Source organism: Vibrio albus (assembly GCF_003144035.1).
Taxonomy (GTDB): Bacteria; Pseudomonadota; Gammaproteobacteria; order Enterobacterales; family Vibrionaceae; genus Vibrio; species Vibrio albus.
Genome location: NZ_QFWT01000001.1, coordinates 727,201 through 752,409 on the forward strand (window position 1 = coordinate 727,201; position 25,209 = coordinate 752,409).

At 45.8% G+C, this 25,209-nt stretch carries 21 protein-coding genes and 2 pseudogenes; 10 read left to right on the plus strand and 13 right to left on the minus strand.

Annotated features, from left to right (window positions below):
* Position 1 precedes the first annotated feature (1 nt).
* From yajC to queA, 3 genes are all read right to left on the minus strand, one after another.
* Positions 2–334, minus strand: coding sequence for a preprotein translocase subunit YajC (gene yajC / locus DI392_RS03285; protein WP_109318452.1), 333 nt, complete (start codon positions 332–334; stop codon positions 2–4).
* Positions 335–443: 109 nt separating this feature from the next.
* Positions 444–1,574: a tRNA guanosine(34) transglycosylase Tgt gene (gene tgt, locus DI392_RS03290; protein ID WP_109318453.1), complete on the minus strand. Its 1,131-nt coding sequence runs from the start codon at positions 1,572–1,574 to the stop codon at positions 444–446.
* Positions 1,575–1,873: 299 nt separating this feature from the next.
* Entirely contained in the window at positions 1,874–2,920 is a 1,047-nt protein-coding gene (gene queA, locus DI392_RS03295) for a tRNA preQ1(34) S-adenosylmethionine ribosyltransferase-isomerase QueA (protein WP_109318454.1), read from the minus strand.
* Positions 2,921–3,112: 192 nt separating this feature from the next.
* On the opposite strand from queA, the gene DI392_RS03300 reads away from it, so the two are divergent.
* Positions 3,113–3,592 (plus strand): CBS domain-containing protein, encoded by a 480-nt coding sequence (locus DI392_RS03300; protein WP_109318455.1) that lies wholly within the window; start codon positions 3,113–3,115, stop codon positions 3,590–3,592.
* 148 nt (positions 3,593–3,740) lie between these two features.
* Here DI392_RS03300 and DI392_RS03305 read toward each other — a convergent pair whose 3' ends face one another.
* Complete coding sequence (locus DI392_RS03305; protein ID WP_109318456.1) at positions 3,741–4,646, minus strand: hydrogen peroxide-inducible genes activator; 906 nt, start codon at positions 4,644–4,646, stop codon at positions 3,741–3,743.
* 185 nt (positions 4,647–4,831) lie between these two features.
* On the opposite strand from DI392_RS03305, the gene DI392_RS03310 reads away from it, so the two are divergent.
* The 6 genes and pseudogenes from DI392_RS03310 (at position 4,832) to DI392_RS03335 (ending at position 9,718) form a co-directional block, all read left to right on the plus strand.
* Positions 4,832–5,440 (plus strand): peroxiredoxin C, encoded by a 609-nt coding sequence (locus tag DI392_RS03310; protein ID WP_109318457.1) that lies wholly within the window; start codon positions 4,832–4,834, stop codon positions 5,438–5,440.
* A gap of 195 nt (positions 5,441–5,635) precedes the next feature.
* The gene (locus tag DI392_RS03315; RefSeq protein WP_109318458.1) at positions 5,636–7,324 is read left to right on the plus strand and encodes a sensor histidine kinase; all 1,689 of its coding nucleotides are present in this window, start codon (positions 5,636–5,638) and stop codon (positions 7,322–7,324) included.
* A gap of 9 nt (positions 7,325–7,333) precedes the next feature.
* Positions 7,334–8,059 (plus strand): two-component system response regulator BtsR, encoded by a 726-nt coding sequence (btsR, locus tag DI392_RS03320; protein WP_109318459.1) that lies wholly within the window; start codon positions 7,334–7,336, stop codon positions 8,057–8,059.
* Between the two features lie 404 nt (positions 8,060–8,463).
* Positions 8,464–8,667: pseudogene (locus DI392_RS03325) on the plus strand (cold-shock protein); the annotation flags it as partial.
* A gap of 463 nt (positions 8,668–9,130) precedes the next feature.
* Positions 9,131–9,271: a hypothetical protein gene (locus DI392_RS19555; RefSeq protein ID WP_181388351.1), complete on the plus strand. Its 141-nt coding sequence runs from the start codon at positions 9,131–9,133 to the stop codon at positions 9,269–9,271.
* A gap of 240 nt (positions 9,272–9,511) precedes the next feature.
* Positions 9,512–9,718, plus strand: coding sequence for a cold-shock protein (locus DI392_RS03335; protein ID WP_109318461.1), 207 nt, complete (start codon positions 9,512–9,514; stop codon positions 9,716–9,718).
* Positions 9,719–9,801: 83 nt separating this feature from the next.
* Here the strand turns inward: DI392_RS03335 and DI392_RS03340 are convergent, their stop codons facing one another.
* The 4 genes and pseudogenes from DI392_RS03340 to nagZ all read right to left on the minus strand — a co-directional run bounded on the left by DI392_RS03340 (position 9,802) and on the right by nagZ (position 14,953).
* A complete protein-coding gene (locus DI392_RS03340; RefSeq protein WP_109318462.1) occupies positions 9,802–10,656 on the minus strand; it encodes a GGDEF domain-containing protein in 855 nt (284 codons plus the stop codon).
* A 210-nt stretch (positions 10,657–10,866) separates the two neighbouring features.
* Positions 10,867–11,462 (minus strand): annotated as a pseudogene (locus DI392_RS03345) (IS5 family transposase).
* Between the two features lie 70 nt (positions 11,463–11,532).
* Positions 11,533–13,401, minus strand: coding sequence for a sensor domain-containing protein (locus DI392_RS03350; RefSeq protein WP_109318463.1), 1,869 nt, complete (start codon positions 13,399–13,401; stop codon positions 11,533–11,535).
* Positions 13,402–13,966: 565 nt separating this feature from the next.
* Entirely contained in the window at positions 13,967–14,953 is a 987-nt protein-coding gene (gene nagZ, locus DI392_RS03355; protein ID WP_109318464.1) for a beta-N-acetylhexosaminidase, read from the minus strand.
* 91 nt (positions 14,954–15,044) lie between these two features.
* On the opposite strand from nagZ, the gene DI392_RS03360 reads away from it, so the two are divergent.
* Both DI392_RS03360 and murQ read left to right on the plus strand, forming a co-directional pair.
* A complete protein-coding gene (locus tag DI392_RS03360; protein ID WP_109318465.1) occupies positions 15,045–16,160 on the plus strand; it encodes an anhydro-N-acetylmuramic acid kinase in 1,116 nt (371 codons plus the stop codon).
* 10 nt (positions 16,161–16,170) lie between these two features.
* Positions 16,171–17,088, plus strand: a complete 918-nt coding sequence (gene murQ / locus DI392_RS03365; RefSeq protein WP_109318466.1) for an N-acetylmuramic acid 6-phosphate etherase — start codon at positions 16,171–16,173, stop codon at positions 17,086–17,088.
* A gap of 18 nt (positions 17,089–17,106) precedes the next feature.
* On the opposite strand, the gene DI392_RS03370 is transcribed toward murQ, so the two are convergent.
* Positions 17,107–17,448, minus strand: coding sequence for a DUF2799 domain-containing protein (locus tag DI392_RS03370; RefSeq protein ID WP_109318467.1), 342 nt, complete (start codon positions 17,446–17,448; stop codon positions 17,107–17,109).
* A gap of 228 nt (positions 17,449–17,676) precedes the next feature.
* On the opposite strand from DI392_RS03370, the gene DI392_RS03375 reads away from it, so the two are divergent.
* On the plus strand, positions 17,677–19,161 hold the full coding sequence (locus DI392_RS03375) for a carbon starvation CstA family protein (protein WP_109318554.1): 1,485 nt from the start codon (positions 17,677–17,679) through the stop codon (positions 19,159–19,161).
* A 79-nt stretch (positions 19,162–19,240) separates the two neighbouring features.
* Here the strand turns inward: DI392_RS03375 and ispH are convergent, their stop codons facing one another.
* The 4 genes from ispH to erpA all read right to left on the minus strand — a co-directional run bounded on the left by ispH (position 19,241) and on the right by erpA (position 25,078).
* A complete protein-coding gene (gene ispH / locus DI392_RS03380; RefSeq protein WP_109318468.1) occupies positions 19,241–20,182 on the minus strand; it encodes a 4-hydroxy-3-methylbut-2-enyl diphosphate reductase in 942 nt (313 codons plus the stop codon).
* An 85-nt stretch (positions 20,183–20,267) separates the two neighbouring features.
* On the minus strand, positions 20,268–23,363 hold the full coding sequence (locus tag DI392_RS03385; RefSeq protein WP_109318469.1) for an efflux RND transporter permease subunit: 3,096 nt from the start codon (positions 23,361–23,363) through the stop codon (positions 20,268–20,270).
* A 12-nt stretch (positions 23,364–23,375) separates the two neighbouring features.
* Positions 23,376–24,542 (minus strand): efflux RND transporter periplasmic adaptor subunit, encoded by a 1,167-nt coding sequence (locus DI392_RS03390; protein WP_109318470.1) that lies wholly within the window; start codon positions 24,540–24,542, stop codon positions 23,376–23,378.
* 194 nt (positions 24,543–24,736) lie between these two features.
* On the minus strand, positions 24,737–25,078 hold the full coding sequence (gene erpA, locus DI392_RS03395; RefSeq protein ID WP_109318471.1) for an iron-sulfur cluster insertion protein ErpA: 342 nt from the start codon (positions 25,076–25,078) through the stop codon (positions 24,737–24,739).
* Positions 25,079–25,209 lie beyond the last annotated feature (131 nt).

Genomic DNA, 25,209 nt, shown 5'->3' on the forward strand with positions numbered 1-25,209 from the left:
ATTAAAGAGACTTCAGGGTGCCTTTTGGCAGCACAGCTGTTACATAGTCTTTCTTGATGATGACTTCGTTGTTGTCATTAAGAGCAATTGCAACGTAATCATTGTCATCGGCAATCTTAGTAATCTTACCAATCAGACCACCACTGGTCAGGACTTCGTCACCTTTTGCCATGGCAGACATCAGTGCTTTGTGCTCTTTTACACGCTTGTTTTGCGGACGGTAAATCATGAAGTAGAAAATGGCTGCAAACATAGCCAGCATGATCAGCATTTCAAAACCACCACCTTGTGTGGCACCGTCAGCGGCGTGAGCTTGAGAAATGAAAAAACCCATTAAAAAGTCCTCTATATTAGATTAGGTTATATCTTACTTACTAAATGGGTTGCGTTTTTTCCTTTTCAAGGGAAATAATCCGCAACCCATCACATAAATTCAATTATCGTTATTCGCTTTTCCCTAACGGCGGTACTTCACGGTCACGACGAGCATAAAACTCTTCGACAAACTGGTCAAAGCGATCTTCATCAATCGCCTTACGAATACTTTCCATCAGACGCTGATAATAACGCAAATTATGAATGGTATTCAGTCTGGCACCTAAGATTTCATTACAGCGATCCAGATGATGCAGGTATGACTTAGAGTAATTTCTGCAAGTGTAACAGTCACAGTGCGGATCCAGAGGCCCTGTATCCGTTTTATGTTTCGCATTACGGATCTTGATCACACCACCGGTTACAAACAGGTGTCCGTTCCGGGCATTTCGGGTTGGCATCACGCAGTCAAACATGTCGATACCACGACGCACGCCCTCAACAAGGTCTTCCGGTTTACCCACGCCCATCAGGTAACGAGGCTTATCTTCCGGAAGTTGCGGGCAGGTATGCTCCAGAATACGGTGCATATCTTCTTTCGGCTCGCCCACAGCCAGGCCACCCACGGCATAACCATCGAAGCCGATGTTAGTCAGACCTTCCACAGACACATCACGCAGATCTTCGTATACCCCGCCCTGAACAATACCAAACAGTGCATTCGGGTTTTCCAGCTTGTTGAAGTGATCACGGCTGCGTTGTGCCCAGCGCAGTGACATTTCCATCGATTTCTTCGCTTCGTCGTGCGTTGCCGGATAAGGTGTACACTCATCAAAAATCATGACAATGTCGGAACCAAGGTCGTTCTGGATTTCCATCGACTTTTCCGCATCCATAAAAATTTTGTCGCCGTTGACCGGGTTGCGGAAATGCACCCCTTCTTCGGTAATTTTACGGATATCGCCCAGGCTGAATACCTGAAAACCACCTGAATCAGTCAGGATAGGCCCCTGCCAGTTCATAAAATCGTGCAGGTCACCGTGCAGTTTCATGATTTCCTGACCAGGACGCAGCCACAGGTGGAACGTATTGCCCAGCAGGATCTGCGCGCCTGTGTCTTTTACTTCTTCCGGCGTCATACCTTTAACGGTACCGTAAGTACCCACAGGCATAAACGCAGGAGTCTGTACCGTACCTCGATCGAAAGTCAGCTGACCACGACGGGCATTACCTTGTTTTTTAAATAGTTCGTATTTCACGAAGCCTCCAGTGTGCCAGAGAAACAGTCTGGCGGTTTATCTTCCGACAAGTGAGTTTACCTCACCGCCGTTTATGTTTAGATGACAGGATATATCAGAGACTAGAAACCAGACCGCTGCGCTTCTAGATGCCAGAGACTATAAAAGAGTACAGAACGGTCGCCAGCTCCCTTAAGAATACAGAAATTCAGAGGGTTTTCTGTATTCTATACTCTCAAAGCGAAGCGTTCTGTATTCTCTCTAGTCTCTAGTCTCTAGTCTCTAGTCTCTAGTCTCTAGTCTCTAGTCTCTTTAGTATTTTATTTTTTTGTAACAAACATCGAATCGCCGTAGCTAAAGAAGCGATATTCATTCTTTACAGCGTGCTCATACGCCGCCATCACATTCTCATATCCGGCGAATGCACTGACCAGCATGATCAGGGTTGATTCCGGCAAGTGGAAATTGGTGATCAGACAATCAATCAGCTGATACTCATAACCCGGATAGATAAAAATCTCGGTGTCATCAAAGAAAGGCACCAGTTCCGTACCATTTTTCAGGGCACTCTGCGCGGCACTCTCTAGGGAGCGAACCGATGTGGTACCTACCGCAATTACCCGGCCACCGCGTGCTTTGGTTGCATTGATCGCATCAACCACGTCTTGTGATACTTCAACGTATTCCGCGTGCATATGGTGATCGTTGATATTGTCTACCCGAACCGGCTGGAAGGTTCCGGCTCCGACATGCAGTGTGACGTAAGCAAACTCTGCACCTTTGGCACGGATTTGTTCCAAAAGTTCATCATCAAAGTGCAGTCCGGCCGTCGGAGCTGCTACCGCTCCCGGTTTTTCGTTATAAACAGTCTGATACCGCTCTTTATCGGTATCTTCATCCGGGCGATCAATGTAAGGAGGAAGTGGCATATGGCCTATTTCTTCCAGAATTTCCAAAACCGTTTTGTCTGCCTGAAAGCGGATCTCAAACAGTGCATCCTGACGAGATACCATTTCAGCGGCATAGTCATCATTTTCACCCAAAAGCAGAGCCGTACCAGGTTTAGGAGCCTTTGAGGCTCTGACGTGAGCCAGCACAGTTTTATCATCCAGCATACGCTCGACCAGCACTTCAATTTTCCCGCCGGTCGCCTTTTTGCCAAACATCCTCGCCGGAATTACCCGGGTGTTATTGAATACCAGCAGGTCTCCTTCCTGAACCAGATCCAGAACATCAGTAAAAACTCGGTCAGTCACTTCTCCTGTCTGACCATTCAGCTGCAACATGCGGCTGGCGGTACGCTGTGCTTTCGGATAACGGGCAATAAGCTCGTCCGGGAGTTCAAAATGGAAATCGGAAACTTGCATGCTGGTGATCTTATCTACTCTGTGACTAAAATTTTTGCAGTGCGCGAGTATACACCTAAGCAGCCCAATGATGCGAGCACGAGTATCAGAATTTTCAAGCCGAAAAAAATGGTATAGCTCCCAGTTATCCGGGGGGAATAATTCTATAGTTTAGATATACCCCCTGTTATTCAGACACGTAAGGAGGTCAGGATGATCAAGGTTGAAGACATGATGACTCGCAACCCTCACACCCTGCTTCGCTCGAACTCTCTGGCAGATGCAAAACATCTGATGGAAGAACACGACATCCGGCATATTCCGGTTGTTGATGTGGACGGAGTGCTTTTAGGAGTAGTCACCCAAAGGGACGTTCTTTCTGCTCAGGAATCCAGCCTGCAGGGCATATCAGAAGAAAACTCCCATACACTGACCACTTCCCTGAATGAAGCTATGCGCAAGAATGTGATGACCGTTGCACCTCAGGCAGGGCTCAAAGAAAGTGCCTACTATATGCAGAAACACAAAGTCGGCTGCTTACCCGTTGTTGCCCATCACAAACTGGTGGGAATCATTACCGACAGCGATTTTGTCACTATTGCCATCCATCTTCTCGAGTTACAAGAAAATACAGAACCAGATGAGATGGAAGACGAGATAGATATGATGGATGAGGACTTCAGCGATTTCTGACCCACACGACTATTTTTGACCCACACTAATACAGGAATGCGCCGGAAAACCGGTGCGACCTGCCGTCGCTGCTTTTTTGGCGACAGCTGAAAAAACTCTGGCGATAGCTGGAAAATCTTTCTCATTGTCTGATAATGATAGTCAGGCACTATAAGAGCTCTGCCACAATGGAAGAAAGCTTCTCAAACGTCTCGTAGCGGGAGGAGCTCGGACGCCATACCAGACCAATATCCCGGTAAGCTTTCTGCCCCGGAGGATCGGCAATAATCAGGTTCTGATTATCCAGCAGACCATGATCAATTGCCATCTGAGGAATAAACGTTGTACCCAGTCCGTTCGCGACCATCTGAACCAATGTATGCAGGCTGGTAGCAGTAAAAGGATTAATCTTTTCCGTTCGGGTCAGTTGACAAGCAGAAACCGCATGCTCAGTAAGACAATGTTCATTTTCCAGCAGGAACACAGACTCATCCGGTAAATCATCATATTTGATGGGCACCTGAATTCTGTTGGCCTGATTGCGGCTGATGATCATCTTAAACGGATCCTGCCCCACAATCTGACTGTGCATACTGCCGATATCCATCGGTAGAGCCAGAATAAGGACATCCATTTCACCCTGCTTTAACGCCTGTAACAGGTTCGCCGTAGTATCTTCCCTCAGCAGCAGGTTGAGCTGCGGAAAACGCTGGTTGATTTCCTGCACCAGATCGCCCAGCAAAAATGGCGCAATAGTCGGAATGCAGCCCAGTTTAAGCTGACCTTCCATCACCTCACCCTGACACACTCTGCCCAGTTCAACCAAATCCTGACCTTTAGCCAGTAACTCCCGACCATGCTCCACAATCATTTCCCCGGCGGGGGTAAATACCAGCGAACTGCGCTTGTCTTTTTTCTCATACAACGAACAACCGATGAGGTCTTCCAGGTTTTGGATACCTTTACTCAGTGTTGACTGACTGACAAAACAACGTTTCGCTGCTTCATTAAAATGACGGGTTTCATGTAGAGTAATCAGATAGTGTAACTGCTTTAAACTAGGCCATTTATTCATAACGTATCGGTTTATCAACACCCTTTTTAACGGAATGCCTCAACCTTATCGCTTTTTTCGATTATAGCAATCTATTTAATTCGCTTTTTTGCATCCTCGTATCTGTACTATAGTTTCTGACGAAGCACAGAGATGAGCGTTAAACTTCTAAGGCTCATATAAATAACTCGATTAGGAGCAAAATAATGGTATTGGTTGGTCGTCAAGCCCCAGACTTTACTGCACCAGCAGTTCTGGGTAACGGTGAAATCGTAGATGGTTTCAACTTTGCGGAATTTACAAAAGGTAAAAAAGCAGTTGTATTCTTTTACCCACTAGATTTTACATTCGTATGCCCTTCTGAGCTTATTGCTTTTGATAAACGTTTTGAAGATTTTCAGGCAAAAGGTGTTGAAGTAATCGGTGTGTCTATCGACTCTCAGTTTACTCACAACGCATGGCGTAACACGGCTATCGATGATGGCGGTATCGGTCCTGTTAAATATCCTCTGGTTGCCGACGTTAAGCATGCTGTATGCCAGGCTTATGGCGTTGAGCACCCGGAAGAAGGCGTTGCTTTCCGCGGTTCATTCCTTATCGATGAAGACGGCGTTGTTCGTCACCAGGTGGTTAACGATCTGCCTCTGGGTCGTAACATCGATGAAATGCTGCGTATGGTTGACGCGCTGAACTTCCACCAGGAAAAAGGTGAAGTTTGCCCTGCTCAATGGGAAGAAGGTAAATCAGGTATGGACGCGTCACCAAAAGGTGTTGCAGCGTTCCTGGCTGAACATGCCGACGATCTAAATAAGTAATAAAGACACAAGTAGTAACTCGCCTGCGCTCAACAGGTGATGGTTGGACAAAAATAAAGCGGTAAACGCACGCCAATCAGTTAGTAAAGTAATTTAGTTAGCCCTAGACCAAAGCCCGGATGTTCGCATCCGGGCTTTCTTTTTGTATTTCATATAATAAGATAAATACTGTACCGACTCACAAGAGCACATGCTATGGATCTTATCCTCTCTCTTCTTCAGCAAATGAGTGTTTACTTAGTACTGGCTTATATGCTGAGCAAGACCCCTGTCTTCCTGCCTCTTCTCAGTATCTCTTCCCGGAGAGATCATAAACTGGCCTGTTATGTGCTGTTCTCCCTCTTCTGTATCATGGGGACCTACTTTGGCCTGAATATTAATGATGCCATCGCCAATACCAGAGCCATTGGGGCAGTAATGGGAGGCCTGTTTGGCGGACCTGTAGTAGGGTTTGCCGTCGGGTTTACCGGAGGCATCCACCGCTATACTCTCGGAGGTTTCACCGACGTAGCCTGTGCGATATCAACAACCGCGGAGGGGATTATTGGCGGCCTGCTGCACAGCTATCTGGTCAAACAGAATAAAACAGAAAAACTATTCAACCCCGCAGTCGTTTTCTCCGTTACCCTGTTCGCTGAAGTAATACAAATGCTGATCATACTGGTCGTCGCCAAACCGTTTACTCAGGCTTATACGCTGGTATCCGCGATTGCCGCACCAATGATTATTTCTAATTCTGTCGGAGCCACCCTGTTTATGAGCATCCTTCAGGACAGAAAAACCATCTTCGAAAAGTACTCCGCCACTTTTTCCCGCCGGGCACTGACCATAGCGGAGCGTTCTGTAGGGATACTCAGTGATGGCTTTAATTCCGTCAATGCGAAGAAAATAGCCCGAATTGTGTATGAAGAAACTAATGTAGGTGCCGTTGCCATTACCGATCGGGAGAAGATCCTTGCTTTCATTGGTATCGGTGATGACCACCATAAACCGGACACGCCTATTTCGTCGCAGTGCACCCTGAATTCGATGAATAACAATCGGATCATCTATCTGGATGGTAAGGAAAACCCGTATCAATGCTCGATTTCATCCAGCTGTAAACTAGGCTCGGTTCTCATTATTCCACTACGAGCCGGCGATCAGGTCGTGGGTAGTATCAAACTCTATGAACCCAGAAGAAAGCTGCTTTCGACCATAAATATGTCGATGGCCGAAGGTATCGCCCAGCTTCTTTCCAGCCAGATACTGTATGGCAACTATCAGCAACAGCAAATGCTCCTGTCTCAGGCGGAAATCAAGCTGTTGCACGCTCAGATAAATCCCCATTTTCTGTTTAATGCCCTGAACACAATCAGCGCGGTTATCCGCAGAGACCCGGATAAAGCCCGGGAGCTTATCCAGCATCTGTCTTACTTCTTTCGTAGTAACCTGAAGCAGAATATTGACACCGTGCCCCTTAAAGAAGAGCTGGCACATGTGAATGCCTACCTGACAATAGAACGCGCCCGCTTTGCTGACCGGCTGGAGGTCGAAGTAGACATAGATGAAAACATAATGGACAGAAACCTGCCCAGTTTCACGCTCCAGCCTCTGGTTGAAAATGCCATTAAACACGGTATTTCACAGCTCTTAAGCGGTGGTGTCATTAAAATCTACAGTCGGGCCGTTGGTCGGGGAACGGAAATTGTTGTTGAAGACAATGCCGGTACCTATGAAGAACCCGATGACAATCATACCGGTCTGGGCATGCAGATTGTGAGCAAGCGCCTGACTAACTATTTCGGCAACGACGTACCCCTAAAAACAGAATATAAAAAGAATCAATTTACCCGGATGAGCTTTATCATCCCATCCCAGAACACCACAAAAGCAACGCAATAAAGGCTTATTATGCTGACAGCATTAGTTATTGATGATGAACTCCTCGCCCGCGAGGAGCTTATCGAATTATTACATGAAACAGGAAGTATTCAGGTAGTCGGTGAAGCAGGCAATGCCATTGAAGGGCTGAAAAAAATCAATGCTATTAAGCCTGATGTGGTATTTCTGGATATCCAAATGCCACAGTTAAGTGGCATCGACCTTCTGACCATGATGGATCCCGACACTATGCCCATGGTGGTCTTTGTCACCGCTTTTGATCAATACGCCATTCAGGCGTTTGAAGACAATGCGTTTGACTACCTGCTCAAGCCCGTCGAACCGGAACGACTGAATAAAACCGTCTGTCGCCTTATCAAGCAGCATAAAAAAGAGTTACAGCCGCAGGATATGTCAGCCCTCACCACGAACCAACTGGAGCAAATCCCTTGCTCTGGGCATAACCGCATCATGCTCGTGCCTGCAGAGGAGGTTGAATGCGCCTTCAGCGACATCAGCGGTGTTCATATCCGCACCGGAGAACAAACCGCGACGACACAGCTAACCCTAAAAACGCTGGAAGAAAAAACCGCCCTGCTCCGCTGCCATCGCCAGTATCTGGTGAACCTCAAGACAATCAAAGAGATAAAACTGCTGGAAAACGGCCTGGCTGAAATTATCAGCCTGAATCATCACATCATTCCTGTCAGCCGCCGGCATTTAAAGGAGCTGAAGGAGACGCTGGGGATTGGGTGATAAAACATATTTACCGCAGTCTGCTCTCTGCTCGTTCCCACGGTTCCCGTGGGAATGTATACCAGGGTGAAACTTATCCTATCTCTTAAGCTGTTCTATAATTGCTTCATGTAGCTCGTTTTTGAACATTTTCAGTTAGAGCATCCCTTTTAACGTTACGGATTTGGATACACACAAGCAAATGTTTAAAAATAAATCTGGCTATTATTTAAACACTACGTATACTCACTCCTGGCTCTTAAGAAAGAGTTGTTAATGTTACATTTAGTATAAGTTTCTTCTCAGATAATTTTCGATTTCCTTCGTTTAAGCAACTGCGTCAAATTTTTTCTTCATATACCATTCAATAGCTTGTGTTATCAGCCAAATTAATCTTATTGTAAATTTATTAAAAATTAGAGGTTAAAGTAACTGACTCAGTAAAATGGTTCAACGAAACTAAAGGTTTTGGTTTTATTACTCAAGACAATGGTGGTAAAGATGTATTCGTTCACTTTAACGCGATTGTTTCTGACGGATTTAAAACGCTGGCTGAAGGTCAGAGAGAGAGGTTTAGTGTTGAACTGGGTCAGAAAGGCCCGCAAGCAACACAAGTCTCTGCTCTGTAACTATAAAGCATGAGATGGTGCTATTAATGTATAGTGCCTTTAAAAAACATCTTCCTATATTTCAGTTAACCTTTACTTAGTACATTACAGGATAACTACATCCAACTACCCATAAGGAACTTCATGTCTAGAAGAACACCCCGACAAATACACTGGTATCAATTAGCACGTGATAAGAAGTCACTAAAGAGAAACCGTAACGAATGATTAAAATTGAGTTCAACTTAGAACAAGAACATATACGTTGGTTCGCAGAAATGCATCAACTAAACAGTGACATTTTAAGACGACACATTCTACCAAAAATCAGGTCTGGTTCTTATTCCATTGACATTGATTACTGCGAAAAAACCAACTCTGGAATTATTCTGTCTAACTTAGGTCATAGAGTTGGAAGTCTAACAGTCTTTGATACGCAATCAATCAAATAATAATATTGATTTCCATATAAATGGTAATGAACATGGCTAAAAAAATAACGAAAAAAGCTGAAACAAAAAACTTTGCTCAAAAGGTGAAAGAACAACTAACTGAGCACCAAACTCGCAAGAAAATTGAAGACATTCATGAGCAAAGAACGTTTGAAAAACTGTTTGAAATATAATGTTTTTAAATTTACATACGGCCGTTAATGCTTAACAAGTTTTGTTTATTTTTCAAACAACACTTGACTTTAATTTTATATTCTATAAAGTATCTCTCAGCAAGAAAAAGCCTTCTGTTTACATTCTCCATTTCGTTGTTTTATTCATAACACCTCGCTCTGTAGTTTTTAAGTTTTAGTCTGTTTTACGCTATTCAAGCCTATAAAGGCAATCTAACATTGTAATTACAGGATATAATTATGTCTAAAGTTAAAGGTACCGTTAAGTGGTTCAACGAATCTAAAGGTTTTGGCTTCATCGAGCAAGAATCTGGTCCAGATGTATTCGCTCACTTTAGTGCTATTGCTAGTGAAGGTTTCAGAACCTTAGCCGAAGGCCAGAGAGTAGAGTTTACTGTAACTCAAGGCAAAAAAGGCCCGAACGCAGAAAATATTGTAGCAATTTAATTTACTATGAAGTTTTAGCTTTGATACAGCTTAATTAATATTTACCAGAATGGCAGCCTATAAGGGGCTGCCATTTTTATTTTCTAACCATTCCCATGCCAAACTTTATAAGCAATATCATTCTTTTTATTTTTTTTCACTGAATACATTAGCTCATCTGCTATTTTTACTGCTTCACGAACATCTTCAGGTAGTGACTCAAATGTGACAAGACCAATACTAAAGCTTACGTCCCATTTTCTTCTGTTCATTCTTTCCTTGAGAGATTTTTCTGCTTTTAAAATAGCACTTTTTGCTTCACCTTGTTCTGTTTCAGGAAATAGGCACACAAACTCGTCCCCACCAATTCTTGCAATGGTATCTGTAGCACGAAGAGACGAAACCAAACTCTTGGATAGCTCAATCAACAACTTATCACCGGTATCATGCCCAAATGTATCGTTAATTTTCTTGAAATTATCAACATCAATATAGGCTAGTGAAAATTTATGCCCATATCTATTTGATCTGAGTATCTCATTAGCTATTTCTGCGTAAAAACTCCTTGAGCTGTGAAGACCTGTCAAAGTATCTGAATCTGCTGCTTCAACCTCAATTCCATGTACCTTCCTGAAGTTAGTGACTAAGATCGCTACAAATATATACACAACCAAAATAACTGCCACATCATAAGCAGATGAAGAATACTCGAAACCTATAAAATCGATATCTGCGCTCATTGCTAACATAGAAAGAGCTATTAGCATCGCTAAACCTATGCCAGTTTTGCTACTTCCATACCAACTCGCGAGTAAGACAGGGATAACAAGCAAAGGTGTAAGGTCAGCGAACTCCTTCACTATGAATATCGCACAGAAGATAATGGCAATAACTATAATAGATAGCCACCAAATCGAAGTCGGTTGCCTCTTATTAAGAATGTCAAAAATAGTTTTCATTACTAATAATGTATACTCTTGTGCTGTGGTTACCCATTGTCCGGAGCCTGATATTTAAATACATAATCGTTATCACAGCATATCGGCTCTCACAGATCTGAAAGATTAAAGCAGTCTATCTTAACCATAGACACATGAGGATAATTGAGTCAAGCAAGAAACAATAGAATAATCATTAGGGTGTGTTGATCTTTGCTGTACATATTTCAGTCAGCAATATATCGGCAGCCACATTATAGTAAGCACCAGTGATACCATACTGGCGTAATTTCTCGCTAGCTTGTCATATCTTGTTGATATTGAACGAAAGTGTTTTATCCTTGCAAAAGCATTTTCAACCAAATGTCGATATTTATATAGGCACCAATCTACACTTTCTTTGGCCTTCGGATAATTCAAAGTAGATTGGCAAACCATCACTATCAACGACCAAATGAATTTTGTTGAATTACCGCTGCGACTCTTTCTAATGCACTCACTATCTGATGTCGCCGCACCTGCGCTATGTTGGTGAGCTTTGACTATCGAACCATCAGAAAAAACCCAATCGTAGTCAGATAGTTTTTCTAACTTATTGAATAGATGAGTTAATAAGCCTTTCTTCGACCATAAATTGAATCGGCGATAAACGGTGCCCCAGTCACCAAACTCACGGGTAGATCACGCCAGGGAATACCTGTTCGCAATCGATAAAGAATACCTTCAACGGTCATTCTATATTCAGGTTTATTATAAATGCGGCCAGTGCTCATCATTATTTGAAGTAGTTTTTCCCACCGCTTATCAGTTAGCATTAGTCTCGGCATAGTTCTGGGTTACTTTTTTACTTTTGGCGAAACAAATTTATAACGCCTTACCATGCCACTCAAAAATCCATCACGAAAGATCACGCCCTAGTGACCGGCTGCAGAAATTATTAACCATTTCTAGAAGGTCATTGCCTAAGTTGCTTTTATAATCAACAGGAGGAAATACTTTATCGACAGGTAATGGCTTAGAAAAATAATATCCTTGTGCCACATCACAACCCAGAGACATAAGCTGGCTTAACTGCGCTTTCGTTTCAACCCCTTCAGCGATAACTGACAGCCCTAAATTATGGCCCAGCTCGATAATCGACTTGACGATGGCTTTATCATGAACATCCGTCGTTATGTTGTTTATAAAGGACCTGTCAATTTTTAAGGTGTTGGCTTTAAGCCGTTTAAGATAAGCCAGTGACGAGTAGCCTGTACCAAAATCATCAATAGAGATTGTGAACCCCGCCTTTCTAAGCTTACAAAATAACGCCATCACGCGTTCAGGGTCGCTAATCAACAGTGATTCAGTCACCTCTAACTCAATCATCGAGGGACAGATGTTTTCTTTATAAAGAATCAAAAGCATATTCTCAAAAAAGGCTTGATTCTCTATCTGTTGCACTGAAATATTAATGGCAATGCAGCCGAAAAAAGATTTTTGCTCCGCTTCCCACACTTTGAGTTGCCGGCAGACTTCGGTTAGCACCCAGTTGCCGATAGATGTCATCTTCTTTTGCTTTTCAGCGATAGGAATAAATTCAGCAGGGCTCACTAATCCCAATTCCGGATCATCCCACCGAATCAATGCTTCCATGCTCCTAATTTGTCCCGTTTTCAGGTCTATTTTCGGCTGATAAACCAGAAACAACTGGTTTTCCTGTACAGCCAAGTCAAGCTTTCTCGCCAGCTCAAATTCTCTGCTGTATTTCGTACTCAACACCTTAGTGTACGGCGTATAGCTGCGACCAAAAGATTTGCCGTCATACATAGCCAGATCAGCCCGAATAAGTATCTTCCGGATAGAGAGTCCGTCAATAGGCCATGTGGCGGAACCGATACTGGCCCCCAGAAAATTTTCTTTATCATCAACCACTATTGGTAATTTGAACAAGCGGGAGAGTCTGTTTGCCAATAGAGCCGTACTTTCACTATTCGCTTTTTTATGTAAAACGACAAATTCATCACCACCGATTCTCGCAAGAAAATCACCCAGCGGTATGATTTCTTCGATACGTTTAGCAATGATTTGCAATGCCTTATCGCCAGCGAGATGCCCGTAGGTGTCGTTAAGTTCTTTAAATCGATTAAGATCGATGAACAAAATAGAAAAATGATTTTCTTCCACCCTAGGCAAATCCGTCAGCCTGCCTACTTCTTCTAAAAAATAAGCCCGGTTAGGTACGCTGGTAAGGCTATCGAAATGTGTCAACTTCTGAACGCTTTTTTCTGCCTCTTTTTGCGCAGTGATATCTTTTTTCTCGGTAAGAAAACAGACTATCTCACCCCGGGTATTCGTGATGGGAGATATGACGGCTTCTTCAATATATTCGCGGCCATTGCGGTGAACGTTGATAAACTCGCCTTTCCATTGCTCTTTCGCCTTCAACTTACGGAACATAGCCCGATAGCTTTTTTTCGGTATTTTATCCGACTTCAGAATACAGGGGATTTTTCCAACCACCTCGTCATAGGTATAGCCGCTTAACTGCTCATATTTTTTATTCACATATACGATACGCTTACGATCATCAGTGATAACCACAGCATTCGAACTCTGATTAACAATGGAGAAAAAGAGTGAGTATTTTTCATCCAATGCCATATCCGTGATGGTGCAGTTACGGATACTGGATGACTGCAGCGATGGTATTAATTCTATGTTTCCACAAACAACGTCCATGAGTTTAGATTTAAAGGAGACATTAGAATCATTCGACATTTCCATATTGTGTTCTCTGTTCTTTCGTTAGTATGCGTGTCCTTTCCGCATCTGGGCGATAACGCCACTAATATCATTGTTCTAATTATTTTTGGTATAGGTAAAGCACTGAACACGGCCATGCCACACATATCGATCCAAACAGACCAATCTTCAGGCATGTAATGCATTGCAGAAACAAAACAGAGAGGAGACAGGCAATAAACAGGCCAGCCACTGAATGAAGCTAACCAGCTTGATTCTTAAGCTTTTAATAGAAGGTTTATTTAAACCCTCACCATTAGCGCACCACCTTTACGCAAATAATCCGCTATCGCCCCCTTTAGGTGCAGAACAAAATTAAAAACTAACGGAAAAATAAAGATCAAGATATAAAACCAAAACACAGTCTGGTGTTGGTAATAATTCAAGAGCCGTTGAATACCCCAACACCCATTCCTTTTCTTTGAGCGATAAATCAGAACAATTCACTCCCTCCCGGACTATCATCCGATCATCCAGGCGAAGAGCATATCAAATAGAAAAAAGAAAAAAGAAAAAAGAAAAAAGAAAAAAGAAAAAAGAGAGGGTGCTAACTGTTCATCAGCCTGGCAACCACCTCTCGTGAGTTTTTCCACAGCTGAGAATTTTTCAGCTCAGACAAAGTAACGTTCTGCTGTTTCATCAAATTGGCCGCCTGAGGGACCTCCTGGATTGGCAGGTTATCCAGCACCTCTATACTGGCGTTACGGTTATTGCACAGTAACAACATATCGCAGCCCGCATCCAGCGCCTGTTGCGCCCGCTCTGCCGGTGAGCCCATTATCGTGGCACCTTCCATGTTGAGATCATCGGAAAAGACGATCCCACTAAAGCCAAGATTCTGACGTAATATATTTTTCAGCCAGTAAGGCGAGCCACTGGCAGGCCGTTTATCATAATGAGGGTAAATGACATGAGCCGGCATCATGGCATCCAGCATGCCTGATTCAATCTGCGCCTTAAACACCGCCATATCGGTCGCCAGAATATCGCTCCGTTCATCATAAGGGGTCTCAAGGTGAGAATCAGCAATCACCCCACCATGTCCCGGAAAATGCTTACCTGTTGTCGCCATACCGATGCTTTTCATGCCACACATAAAGGCGGTGCTGTATCGAAGGATATCCTCTTTCGTTTCCCCAAATGCCCGGTTCCCAATAGCCTTACAGTCAAAACCTTGGTCCAGAACGGGGGCAAAGCTGAGATCAACGTCATGGGCAACCAATTCGGCAGCCATCAGCCAGCCGGTCTGTTCAGCCGTTTCTTCACTCAGTTGTTCCCTCGCAAAGGTATCCATGGAAGGCAAACGGGAAAAGCCCTCACGGAAACGCTGCACGCGGCCGCCTTCCTGATCCACACCGATCAGTATTGGACCTCTTGCAGCTTTTCGGATTGACTGATTAAGAGCGATCAGCTGCTTGCTGTCATAATAATTACGGGAAAAATGAATCACGCCCCCCACGGTAGGATGTTGCAGAATCTCTTTTTCTTCCGCAGTCAGTTCATACCCATCCAGATCGATCCAAAGTGGTCCCATTACATTCTCCGGCCTTATCCTTTTAATAACTGCAGGATATTCTGATTATTTTTGCTTTACAATGGAAAGACTAACTTGGGGGGAAAGCAATATGGCTGAAGCGGAACTGTATATCGGTGTCATGTCCGGTACCAGTATGGATGGTGTTGATACTGCACTGGTAAGCATTGATGAACACGCAACCACCATGCTGGCACATGATTTCTATCCTATGCCGCTGGCGCTGAAGCAGACTTTGCTAGGGATCTGCCAGAATCAGGAGACCAGTCTGAAACCGATTGGTGAGCTTGATCATCAGCTTGGTCACCTGTTTGCAGACGCGGTAAACCAACTGCTGGATAAATCCGGCTATCAGGCCGGTGATATCACCGCTATTGGTAACCACGGTCAGACCGTGTTTCACCAACCTGAAGGAGATATACCTTTTACCATGCAATTAGGTGACGCCAATATTATTGCGGTTAAAACCGGCATCACCACGGTGGCCGATTTTCGCCGTAAAGATATGGCACTGGGCGGACAGGGAGCACCTCTGGTACCGGCTTTTCACCGCACCATTTTTCCGCCTCAGGATTCAACTGTTGTGGTATTAAATATCGGCGGTATCGCAAATATCTCAGTAATGCAGCCCGGAAAGCCAACGCTGGGATTCGACACCGGACCAGGGAACACCCTTCTGGATGCATGGGTAGAACAACATACGGGAAAAGCCTATGACGTCGATGCTCAGTTTGCCCGGTCAGGAACCATCATACCACAGCTGCTTCATGCCTTACTGCAGGATCCCTTCTTTTCCCGCCCGGCCCCAAAAAGCTCAGGAAGAGAGTACTTCAACCTTCACTGGCTGCAGCAGTATCTTGATAATGAAAACGGTATCATACTCCCTCATGATGTGCAGGCGACACTAACTGAACTTTCCGCACAGAGTATTGCTGACGACGTTGACAAATTCCGTTCAGGACTGCACTCTGAGTTACTCGTTTGTGGAGGTGGTATCCATAACCCTTTACTAATCAATAGATTAATAAAACTCCTTCCAAACTGGACCGTCACTACAACAACCGAAAGAGGGGTAGACGGTGATTACATGGAAGCTATCGCTTTTGCCTGGCTGGCACAAAGACGAATACATAACCTGCCCAGTAACCTTCCAGAGGTAACCGGAGCGTTAAAAGCGACTTCTCTTGGTGTCATCTACCCGGTATAAGGAAAAATGCATGACCAATGATGCTCTGTTATCCGCCATCTCACAGTTAATCTCTGAGGGCAGAAATCCGGAAACGATGGACATCGACCTGCTCCCTTCTCTTGAGATTGTAAAAAGACTCAACCAGCAGGACTATCAGGTGCCCGCTGCCGTTGAAAAAGTGCTGCCGCAAGTAGCACAAGCCGTGGATAAAATAACCGAAGCCTTCAGCAACAATGCCCGCCTTATCTATATGGGAGCCGGTACCAGTGGCCGCCTTGGGGTTCTGGATGCTTCTGAGTGCCCGCCGACTTTTGGCGTCTCAGAGCAAATGGTCATCGGCCTGATTGCCGGGGGAAAAGAGGCGATGTTTACCGCTCAGGAGGGTGCTGAGGATTCTCTGGAACTGGGACAAACGGATCTGGAAAAACTGAATTTAACAGCCAAAGATGTGGTCGTCGGTATCGCTGCCAGCGGAAGAACCCCTTACGTCATTGGCGGCCTGGAATACGCGAACGACATCGGGGCCACGACAATCGCTGTTTCGTGTAACCCGGATTCACCCATTGCTGAAATTGCCGGTATTGCTATCAGCCCGGTGGTTGGCCCGGAGGCCTTGACCGGCTCTACTCGTCTGAAATCCGGAACCGCACAGAAACTGGTACTCAACATGTTAAGTACTGCCAGTATGATCCGCTTAGGCAAAAGCTATCAGAACCTGATGGTGGATGTAAAAGCCACCAATAAAAAACTGCTGGCAAGAGCCGTTCGTATCGTTATGCAGGCAACCGACTGTCAGGCGCAAACGGCTGAGCAGGTACTAAAAGAGACCAATAATAACGTCAAGTTATCCATTTTAATGCTGCTGAGCGGTATGGATCGGACAACCGCCAGGCAACAATTAGAGAAGCAGCAGGGCTTTTTACGCAAAGCCGTCGAAGAACAATAAGCGCAGAGGGGATGTGACCTACCTCGATTCATTCCAGCCGCGCTGCCATTCCATACGGAATTTTTGAGCATGCTCGGTACCTTCACAAACCCCTTCATAATATTGCCCGGATAATCCTATCTGATAAGCGACGTCAGGGTCGCAGTACTCAGCCACACCTCGCATATAACCCTGATCGTACTCTGCATGGTTGGCCTGACCCAACTCCCTGAGCTGACTGTACGAGCGGGCATGGCTGCCTTTAATACCATCCTGATAACCAATCCCATACCAGTCATTTTCTGCTGCCAGATCCGAAATCCCTTTACTACATCCACTCAACACGATAGCAGCAAGCAATACTGCACCTAGCTTTTTCATAAGAACGCCTTAAGTAACATTAAGTTATAAGATGAGTCTAACACCAAATGTCTGATTCTGCCGTTGTGTTCGGGAGAAAAACAATAAACCGTTTATCCTAATATCTCACCGCTCAGGCCGATATATTGCCGCTGACTATAGAAGCTGATGAAGCTATTCATCCTCTCATTTATTCTTGACCCTGACCTAAACAAAATCCCTATAACGAATAAACGTGAGACGATAACTATGACCTGGTTCCTAATCAGTATTGCAGCCCTAATTGGCGGATACTTTATCTATGGTACTTTTGTTGAAAAAGTATTTGGTATTAACGAAAAACTAGCGACTCCGGCACATGCCCAAAACGACGGCGTGGACTATGTCCCTATGTCGACACCGAAAGTCTATCTGGTTCAGCTACTGAACATTGCCGGTGTTGGTCCTATCTTCGGCCCTATTATGGGGGCGTTATACGGCCCGGCCGCCCTACTCTGGATTGTTATTGGCTGTGTATTTGCCGGTGCAGTACATGACTACTTCTCCGGTATGCTATCTGTCCGTAATAACGGGGCTTCAGTGCCTACGATTACCGGCCGTTACCTGGGTAATGGTGCAAAACACTTTATGAACATTTTTGCCATTATTCTGCTGCTACTGGTTGGGGTGGTGTTTGTATCAGCCCCGGCAGGCATGCTGACGAATCTGGCCAATGAACAGGGTGGTCTGGAGATATCTAAAACAACCATGGTCGTGGCTATCTTCGCCTATTACATCATTGCGACTATCGTTCCGGTCGATAAGATCATCGGTCGTTTTTACCCGCTGTTTGGGGCCCTGCTGATCTTTATGTCTGTCGGCCTTATTACTGCTGTCGGCTTTTCCAGCGAGCACACCATTATGGGTGGCTATGCTATCAGCGATATGTTCACCAACCTGAACCCGAATGATATGCCGCTATGGCCGGCCCTGTTTATCACGATTGCCTGTGGTGCGATCTCTGGCTTCCATGCCACTCAGTCACCTCTGATGGCTCGCTGCATGAAGAATGAGAAAAACGGCCGCTTTGTTTTCTATGGTGCGATGATTGGTGAAGGTGTTATCGCGATTATCTGGTGTACACTGGCTCTGTCTTTCTTCGGCTCTGTTGACGCCCTTTCCGATGCGGTACATAACGGTGGTCCGGGTAACGTCGTATACAGCTCCTCTTTCGGTCTTCTGGGCACCTTCGGTGGTATCCTGGCATTCCTGGGTGTGGTGATTCTGCCGATTACCTCCGGTGACACCGCATTTCGTTCCAGCCGTCTGATCCTGGCTGAGTACTTCAATATGGAACAGAAATCGCTGAATAAGCGTCTGCTGATGGCAGTGCCACTGTTTGTGATCGGCGCAATCCTGACTCAGGTCGACTTTGGCATTATCTGGCGTTACTTTGGGTTTGCAAACCAGTCAACCGCCACCATCATGCTGTGGACAGCGGCGGCTTACCTGCTGCGTCACAACAAGCTGCACTGGATCTGTACTGTGCCGGCTGTCTTTATGACCACCGTCTGTATTGCTTTCATCATGAACAACGCCACTCTTGGCTTTGGGCTGCCAATGACGATTTCCACCACCATCGGCATCGTCTCAGCGTTGGCTATTACCGCTTATGTCGTCAAAGTATCCAAGGGTAAAGGAGATACTGAACTTGCGGATGAAGAAAAACCGAAGTCTGCACCAGAAACTGTATAAGCGACACCCGCTCTATACCTAAAAAAAATCCCCGCCGGTTAACCAGCGGGGATTTTTCAATATTACGATAAACCGGGATTTATACTTCTTTGATTTGCAACTCTTTCGGTACTTCAAAGAACATATTTTCTTCACGCCCTTGTCGCTCTTCAACCTCAGTCGCACCAAGTGATTTAATTCGCTCGATAATCTGATCCACCAGCTCTTCCGGTGCTGATGCTCCGGCCGTAACGCCCACCAGTGACACGTTATCAAACCATGAGGCAGCGATATCCTTAGCCGCATCCGTCAGATAAGCAGGCGTTCCCAGCTTCTCCGCCAACTCTTTTAACCGGGTCGAGTTCGACGAATTCTTCGAACCAACCACGATCATCACATCCACTTCCAGAGCCAACTGACGCACTGCATCCTGCCGGTTTTGCGTGGCATAGCAGATATCGTCTTTACGTGGTCCCTGAATTTTGGGGAAGACTTCACGCAGCTTATCAATCACACCGGCGGTTTCATCCACAGACAGCGTTGTCTGGCTGACATGATGCAAATGCGACGGGTCTTTTACCGGTAGTTTTTCCACGTCTTCAGGAGTCTCAACCAGATACATTCCGCCATTTTCACTGGCATACTGTCCCATGGTTCCTTCGACTTCCGGGTGACCGGCATGCCCTATCAGCACCACTTCCATATCTTTCCGGCTGGCTCTGGCAACTTCCATATGAACTTTAGTCACCAACGGACAGGTCGCATCAAACACGGTCAGATCCCGCTCTTTCGCTTCCTGTCTCACCGCCTGAGAAACACCGTGAGCAGAGAAGATGACAATATTATTGTCCGGAACTTCAGCAAGCTCCTCAACAAACACGGCACCACGACGCTTTAAGCCTTCCACAACAAAGCGGTTATGTACTACCTCATGCCGGACATAGATAGGCGGCTGATACAGCTCCAACGCTCGTTCAACAATACTGATCGCCCGGTCAACTCCGGCACAAAAACCGCGAGGGTTTGCAAGTAATATCTTCATGCTCTGCTCATACTGTTACTTCATGTCGGAGCTATTCTACACATCCTGCCCAAACTTGATAGTCTCAATAATAAGCAAGGCGATATTAAGAATCTGCCGATGGTTTAGGTTCCCGTCCAAGCATCAGCAGACAAGGCGTAAGCACCAGTGTTAGCAGGGTAGCAAATGCCAGCCCGCCAGCCACCGCTGTCGCTAACTGCGACCACCACTGAGTACTCGGAGCTCCGAATTCAATCTTGCGGTTAATCAGATCAATGTTCATCTCCATAACCATAGGCAAAAGTCCCAGAATGGTCGTGACTGTTGTCAGCATCACCGGCCTCAAACGCTGCACACCCGTACGCAGAATCGCGAGCTCTTTACTCAACCCTCTCTGACGAAGCTGGTTATACGTATCAATCAGGACAATATTGTTGTTAACGACAATCCCCGCCAAAGCAATCACGCCAATCCCGGACATCACAATACCGAACGGCCTCTGGAATATCAGCAGCCCGGCAAACACGCCTACCGTCGAAAACAGCACCGCACTCAAAATCAGAAATGCCTGGTAGAAGCTATTAAACTGGGTGATCAGTATCAGAGCCATAACAGCCAGAGCCACCACAAAAGCGACCACAAGGAAAGCAGAAGACTCGTCCTGATCCTCATTCTGCCCCCGCAACTTAAACTCAACGCCAGCCGGCAAATCCAGCTGTTGTAAAGCCTGAGCGACTTTCGGCAACTCCAGGGCCAGATTATACCCTTCTTTTATATCGGCCATAACATTCAGCACCCGGTGCCCGTCAATACGCTTAATCGTATGCTGTTTTTTCGCCGGATTTATCTGAGCAAAATTGGTGACCGGAACCATGCCAGCCGGTGTTTTGACTCTCAGTTCATCAAAGCGGCCAATATCCCGTTTATCCTCAGGGTAACGCACCAGAATATCCACTTCTTCTGTGGCATCGTCCGGGAGATAATCACCTATTTTTAGGCCATTAGTCGCAAACTGAACCGTATTCCCCACCAGAGTCGCATCAGCACCGAACCGCCCGGCATCATCTCGTTGAATATCAATCTGCCAGTCAATCCCTGGCTTACTGGCAGAATCGCTGATATTGGTAAACGCTTCGTATTGGTCCGCCCAGTGACGTACCATCATTGTTGCTCTTTCTAACTGTTCAGGCTTACGCGAAGAAAGCTCTATGACCAAATCCGTATCGCTTGGAGGCCCGGCTTCAGGGAATTTATATTCAATCTCCACCCCGGAAAACGTCGATGTTGTCTGTTTCAGCTCTTCAATGATATCTTTCACTTTACGCCGGTACTGCCAGTCGACAGGGGCAATCTGAATTTGACCGATAACATCGTCCCCTCCGGTACGGGTATAGATACTCTCAAACTCATCATGACCAAGTACCACACTCTCCACATCCCGCATAATCGCGTCTTTTTCCTGGATAGAAAGGTCACCGTAGGAGCGTACTTTGATTGTGAAAAAGGCCGGATCCACACTCGGGAAAAACTCTGCCCCAAGCCCGGCTTTGCTGTAACCGATACCCACCCCAGCAGCCAGTAAAATCGCACTGAGCAGGATCTTCCAGGGATGTTTCACCGCCACCGCCAGAGTACGATAATAAGCTTTGGTCATCCCCGTTGCTTTCTCAAAGTCACCGTCATGCAGCTCCACCATTTCGCGGCGGACTTCTGGCCGGACATATTGTCGCTTGCCGATAATGCTGCCCAACACAGGCACAAACAGTAACGCCATCACCAGAGAAGCGGTCAGCGTCGCGATAAGCGTGATTGGCAGGTAGCGCATAAACTCACCGGTAATGCCCGGCCAGAATAAGAGCGGCGCAAAGGCAGCTAACGTCGTCGCCGTGGATGCGGTAATGGGCCATGCCATACGCTTGGCGGCATCCTGATACGCTTCACGTCGCCCCATGCCTTCATGCATCCGCCGATCCGCAAACTCTGTCACTACAATAGCCCCATCGACCAACATACCCACGGCCATAATCAGAGAAAACAGCACAATGATATTGACCGTCAAACCAAATACCGATAGCACCAGCAAGCCAGTCAGAAACGAGCCGGGTATCGATATCCCTACCAGTAAAGCGGTTCTGACGCCTAAAATGGCAATGATCACAATCACCACCAGAATAATCGCAGACAGAATGTTGTTCTGCAGATCACTGAGCATCATTTTCACATCGTCCGACTCATCCCAGGTGTATTTCACCATCAGGCTCGCCGGCCAGTCTTCTCGCTTCTGAGCTTCAGTAAACACCGCTTTGACTAAATCGACGGTCTCGATGATATTTTCACCAGCACGCTTTTTAATATCCAGTACAACCGCTGATTCACCATCTAAACGAGCATAACTTTCCGGATCCCTAAAAGAGCGGCGTACCGTCGCCAAATCACCAAAAGTCACGACTTCTTTTCCATCAATCTTGACCGGCAATTCCAGCACATCTTTCAGAGAATTAAACACCGCGGGAACTTTGACAGAAAACCGGCCATGCCCGTTATCAACGAATCCGGCAGCCACCACCCGATTATTCAACGCAATCAGGTTATAGATATCGCCCTGATCCAGGCCGTAGCTTTCCATCAGCAGAGGATCAACCACGATTTCAACAATATCTTCCCGATCTCCGGCAATGTCTACCTCAAGGATCTGTTTATAACTTTCCAGCTTATCCCGCAGCTCACGGCTAATTTGTACGATCGTCCGTTCAGGTACGGTTCCGTACAGAACAGCGGATAAAACGGGTTGTGCAGACGCCAGTGTCACCTCATTGACCGTTGGCTCATCACTGCTTTCCGGTAATTTGGGCTCAGCCAGATCAACAGCATCACGTACATCGGCCATGGCTTGATCCAAATCCACGCCAACATTAAACTCCAGTGTTACAGAGGCATGCCCTTCCGCCGCCGTAGCACTCATCTCTTTCACACCTTCAATAGAACGCAGTTCCTGCTCTATCGGACGAACTAGCAACCGTTCCGCATCTTCCGGTGAAATCCCCTGGTGAGAGACAGAGACATAAATGATAGGAATGGTAATATCCGGACTCGACTCTTTAGGAATAGTGACATAAGTGACTACCCCGGCGATCAAAATAAGCACCAACAGTGTCAACATTGTCCGAGATCGGGAAAGCGCAGCATCAATAATGGTAAACATTCGTTTTTCCCCTTACTTCTCTGTCGCTGATAAATTTGCTGACCCAATCTGTTGTCCCTTAACTGACTCCGCTTTCACTGCATGAACCAGATCGCCTTCCCGGACAAACCCCTGCCCTATAGTAATGATATCGGCATTCTCCCCCAGTCCTGACAACCAGACGCCATCCTGCTCGGCTTTAACTAACTGCACAGGAATAAAATAAACTCGTCTTTGGGAGTCAGCTTCATCGCTTTCTGAGGCAGGTTCGACAGGATATAAGGCCTTGACCCCTAAATTCCCATCCTTATCAAGGGCTAGCATAGCGGGAGTAATCTTAACCGCTTGTTGGAGATCAAGCTCCAGATTAACCTCTGCACTCACACCGGCAGGAATTTGATTATTCGGATTTGGAATTTCTACTTCGATGGGGAATGTATTCGTAGCGGGTGAAGATATCTTAGAAACATAACGTACCGTACCTTCGGTCAACTGCCCGTCAATAAACCGGACCTTTGCCGTCTCACCGACTTTCAATCTCTGAACATGTCGTTCACTGACATCGGCTTCTATGACAATTTTGTCCAGGTCAAGCACACTGGCGACAGGATCGCCCACACCGACAAAGTTACCGACCTCAACCATCTGATCATCCAGAATCCCGTCGAATGGAGCCCGGATAGTGGTATTGTTCAGATTCAGTTGAGCTCGTTTTACGGCCGCTCTGGCTTCCACCAGATTAGACTGGGCATTACTGTAAGCCACCTCTCCCTGCAACCCTCTACTCTTAAGAGACTTCGCCGCTTTGAATTCCTTCTCCCGAACATCAAGTAACGCTTTGGCCCTTTGCAACTGTGAAACAAGGTCTGATTGATCAAGACTGATAATCGGCTGTCCTTTTTTCACTCTGCTGCCTTTTGCCGCGTCCAGAGCAATGACTCTTCCTGATATTTCAGCGCCTATACGGGCCTGACGATCCGGAGCTGTGCGACCATACAACTCAACGGTTTTCGCGGTTTCCTGAGCCTGAAATGTCTGATAAACCACTCTGGCAAGAGGAACCTGAAAGGCACCTTTGCTGCCAGGATGAGGAGCATCAGCTTCGCCACTTCCCAGGCTGAGCCAGAAACCAATCGCGATAAAAAGTAATAGAGATATTAACCAAGGGCGTCGAGAAAAGTAGCCTTTGAAGGTCATCATGTGAAGGATCCCTGTCCGTTATTAACTGCAAGAAATAGGTACAAGAAGAAGTTTTACACAAAAAATTGAGTAAAACCTCTAAAAATCATTAATTCGCGGCAATTATAAACAGTTGCTGTTCAATTATTCACTGATATGAATCACAAACAGGGAGCTAGTTCATATTTTTCGTTTCATCAGAAACGGGAGGAGGATCAAACGCTGAAAGAGGCACCACAACCACAGGTTGTAGTCGCATTGGGATTATCCACAAAAAAACGGGAGCCTTCCAAGCCTTCTGTATAGTCCACAACTCCGCCAATCAGGTACTGCAGACTCATAGGATCAACCACAAGGATAACACCTTCATTTTCCACGACCATATCACCTTCATTCACCTTTTCATCAAAGGTAAAACCATACTGGAAGCCGCTACAGCCTCCGCCAGTAATATAGACTCGCAGCTTCAGTTTCGGGTTTTCCTCTTCAGCGATCAGGGTTTTTACCCTTTTAGCAGCTGCATCTGAAAAGGCAATTGGTACGTTTACTTCACTCACGATGGCACATCTCCGGATTATCGTCTGCCACTATTTCTTTATATATTGCTTTAAGCTTTCTTATTAATCAGGTTGAATAGCTTCGGACTGTAATTTAACTTTAACGACAAGTTGATTATCTAATACCTGAG

Coding starts and splice junctions, on each gene's coding strand:
- DI392_RS03350 (WP_109318463.1), bottom strand. CDS start 13,401: ATGGAAATGTCGAATGATTCTAATGTCTCCTTTAAATCTAAACTCATG.
- ispH (WP_109318468.1), bottom strand. CDS start 20,182: ATGAAGATATTACTTGCAAACCCTCGCGGTTTTTGTGCCGGAGTTGAC.
- DI392_RS19555 (WP_181388351.1), top strand. CDS start 9,131: ATGGCTAAAAAAATAACGAAAAAAGCTGAAACAAAAAACTTTGCTCAA.
- DI392_RS03370 (WP_109318467.1), bottom strand. CDS start 17,448: ATGAAAAAGCTAGGTGCAGTATTGCTTGCTGCTATCGTGTTGAGTGGA.
- DI392_RS03375 (WP_109318554.1), top strand. CDS start 17,677: ATGACCTGGTTCCTAATCAGTATTGCAGCCCTAATTGGCGGATACTTT.
- queA (WP_109318454.1), bottom strand. CDS start 2,920: ATGCAAGTTTCCGATTTCCATTTTGAACTCCCGGACGAGCTTATTGCC.
- DI392_RS03305 (WP_109318456.1), bottom strand. CDS start 4,646: ATGAATAAATGGCCTAGTTTAAAGCAGTTACACTATCTGATTACTCTA.
- DI392_RS03300 (WP_109318455.1), top strand. CDS start 3,113: ATGATCAAGGTTGAAGACATGATGACTCGCAACCCTCACACCCTGCTT.
- nagZ (WP_109318464.1), bottom strand. CDS start 14,953: ATGGGACCACTTTGGATCGATCTGGATGGGTATGAACTGACTGCGGAA.
- DI392_RS03340 (WP_109318462.1), bottom strand. CDS start 10,656: ATGAAAACTATTTTTGACATTCTTAATAAGAGGCAACCGACTTCGATT.
- murQ (WP_109318466.1), top strand. CDS start 16,171: ATGACCAATGATGCTCTGTTATCCGCCATCTCACAGTTAATCTCTGAG.
- DI392_RS03335 (WP_109318461.1), top strand. CDS start 9,512: ATGTCTAAAGTTAAAGGTACCGTTAAGTGGTTCAACGAATCTAAAGGT.
- DI392_RS03315 (WP_109318458.1), top strand. CDS start 5,636: ATGGATCTTATCCTCTCTCTTCTTCAGCAAATGAGTGTTTACTTAGTA.
- btsR (WP_109318459.1), top strand. CDS start 7,334: ATGCTGACAGCATTAGTTATTGATGATGAACTCCTCGCCCGCGAGGAG.
- DI392_RS03360 (WP_109318465.1), top strand. CDS start 15,045: ATGGCTGAAGCGGAACTGTATATCGGTGTCATGTCCGGTACCAGTATG.
- yajC (WP_109318452.1), bottom strand. CDS start 334: ATGGGTTTTTTCATTTCTCAAGCTCACGCCGCTGACGGTGCCACACAA.
- DI392_RS03310 (WP_109318457.1), top strand. CDS start 4,832: ATGGTATTGGTTGGTCGTCAAGCCCCAGACTTTACTGCACCAGCAGTT.
- DI392_RS03385 (WP_109318469.1), bottom strand. CDS start 23,363: ATGTTTACCATTATTGATGCTGCGCTTTCCCGATCTCGGACAATGTTG.
- DI392_RS03390 (WP_109318470.1), bottom strand. CDS start 24,542: ATGATGACCTTCAAAGGCTACTTTTCTCGACGCCCTTGGTTAATATCT.